Annotated in this window: 1 protein-coding gene; it reads left to right on the top strand. The window is 48.3% G+C overall.

Going from position 1 to position 992, the window contains the following annotated elements; genetic code table 11:
• Positions 1-828 (top strand): transposase (locus H9X86_RS12070; protein WP_204901738.1); only part of this gene is annotated, 828 nt, incomplete at its 5' end.
• Positions 829-992 lie beyond the last annotated feature (164 nt).

Raw genomic sequence — 992 nt, forward strand, 5'->3', positions numbered from 1 at the left:
AACAGTTACTCCAAAACAGACGAAGATGCCACATTTATGCGGCTGAAAGAAGACCACATGCGAAACGGGCAGCTCAAGCCAGCTTATAATGTGCAGATTGGTGTGAACAGTGAGTATATCACCGGGATAGAGCTGTTTTTCGACCGAAATGATGTGAGAACGCTTCAGCCGTTTTTAAAGAAGCTGGAGCAGTTTCACCATGTCCGTTATGAAGAAGTGGTGGCCGATGCCGGGTATGAGAGCTTGGAGAACTATCTCTACCTGGATTCCACAGGACAAATCTGTTATATAAAGCCCACGAACTATGAGCAACGACGCAGCAAAAAGTTTAAGAAACAAGTTGGGCGAGTGGAGAACATGGAATATGACCAGGAAGAAGACTGTTTTATCTGTGCGCAAGGCCGCCGGCTATTTCTGCGGCGGGAGTGTACCGAAGTTCAAGACGGACAGTTGGTTTCCACTGCGTGGTATTGCTGCGAAAACTGCGATGGCTGCCCGTGCCGTTCCCAGTGCTGCCGAGCCAAGAATCCAACTAAGCCCAAAGAGATCACACTGAAAAAGACCTTCTGGGAAAAGCGAGCTACGGCAACTGAAAATATTACCACACCACGGGGGATACATCTTCGGCTGTGCCGCTCCATTCAGGCGGAGGGAGCCTTTGCACTTCTAAAAAACGACTTTGGGTTCCGCCGCTTTCTAACTACTGGAAAGGCAAACGTACGGACTGAAATGTTCTTTCTCGCTTTAGCCTTCAACCTGAAAAAGCTGTGGATGAAGCGGGAACACGGACGGCTTCAAACCCGTGTATCTGAGAAAATGACAGCGTAGCTTACCGAAATTGAAAAACTTCCGCAGAAAGCTCCATCCAGGTGGTGTGGGCTGGCTTTTGCATGCCCAAAACGCTGCGGAAGTTCCACATACTGGATTCGTTTTTGCTGTTGAGAGTAAAAAAGGATGTGCCACAAAACTTACGTTTTGCGACACATCCTTTT

The organism is Pseudoflavonifractor capillosus (assembly GCF_016902575.1).
In the GTDB taxonomy this organism is placed as follows: domain Bacteria; phylum Bacillota; class Clostridia; order Oscillospirales; family Oscillospiraceae; genus Enterenecus; species Enterenecus capillosus_A.